Annotated in this window: 8 tRNA genes; all 8 read right to left on the minus strand. The window is 51.8% G+C overall.

Going from position 1 to position 846, the window contains the following annotated elements:
* Positions 1–83: 83 nt before the first annotated feature.
* Positions 84–160: transfer RNA gene (locus tag RWY47_RS01130), tRNA-Met, on the minus strand.
* Positions 161–168: 8 nt separating this feature from the next.
* Positions 169–244, minus strand: a tRNA-Phe gene (locus tag RWY47_RS01135).
* Between the two features lie 5 nt (positions 245–249).
* A tRNA-Ile gene (locus tag RWY47_RS01140) sits at positions 250–326 on the minus strand.
* Positions 327–331: 5 nt separating this feature from the next.
* Positions 332–408, minus strand: a tRNA-Pro gene (locus tag RWY47_RS01145).
* Between the two features lie 29 nt (positions 409–437).
* A tRNA-Trp gene (locus RWY47_RS01150) sits at positions 438–513 on the minus strand.
* A gap of 11 nt (positions 514–524) precedes the next feature.
* A tRNA-Ile gene (locus RWY47_RS01155) sits at positions 525–601 on the minus strand.
* A 7-nt stretch (positions 602–608) separates the two neighbouring features.
* Positions 609–685, minus strand: a tRNA-Pro gene (locus RWY47_RS01160).
* A gap of 8 nt (positions 686–693) precedes the next feature.
* A tRNA-Ser gene (locus tag RWY47_RS01165) sits at positions 694–785 on the minus strand.
* Between the last annotated feature and the right edge of the window lie 61 nt (positions 786–846).

The raw sequence follows: 846 nt of genomic DNA on the forward strand, positions 1-846 counted from the left end.
TAATTCTTTAAAAAAGAATTTTTATAATTAACCTACTGTTTAATTTTCAAAGTTCTTAAATATGTTTAAGTATATTTCTTAGATGGTAGCGGTAACAGGAGTCGAACCTGTGACCTTTCGGGTATGAACCGAACGCTCTAGCCAACTAAGCTATACCGCCACATATTTTGGTGCCCAGAGGCGGAATCGAACCACCGACACGGGGATTTTCAGTCCCCTGCTCTACCGACTGAGCTATCTGGGCATTTCTGGTGGGCCTAGCTGGACTCGAACCAGCGACCTCACGCTTATCAGGCGTGCGCTCTAACCACCTGAGCTATAGGCCCCCAATTGGTCGAGGTGGAGGGACTCGAACCCCCGGCCCCATGGTCCCAAACCACGTGCGCTACCAAACTGCGCTACACCTCGATATAATCTTATTTATATAATTGTTTTAGTGGCAGGGGTGGAGGGACTCGAACCCCCGGCGCACGGTTTTGGAGACCGACGCTCTACCAACTGAGCTACACCCCTATGCATTTTTTTGGTGGACCTTCAGGGACTCGAACCCCGGACCTACCGGTTATGAGCCGGGCGCTCTAACCAACTGAGCTAAAGGTCCACTTTATTGGTCGAGGTGGAGGGACTCGAACCCCCGGCCCCATGGTCCCAAACCACGTGCGCTACCAAACTGCGCTACACCTCGACAATTACTGGCGGAGAAGGAGGGATTCGAACCCTCGCACCGGTTAACCCAGCCTAATCCCTTAGCAGGGGATCCTCTTGAGCCACTTGAGTACTTCTCCATATTAATTTGGCGGAGAGGGTGGGATTCGAACCCACGGCCCCTTTCGGAGTCACTGGTTT

The sequence above is a fragment of the Paraclostridium sp. MRS3W1 genome, assembly GCF_032465715.1.
In the GTDB taxonomy this organism is placed as follows: domain Bacteria; phylum Bacillota; class Clostridia; order Peptostreptococcales; family Peptostreptococcaceae; genus Paraclostridium; species Paraclostridium dentum.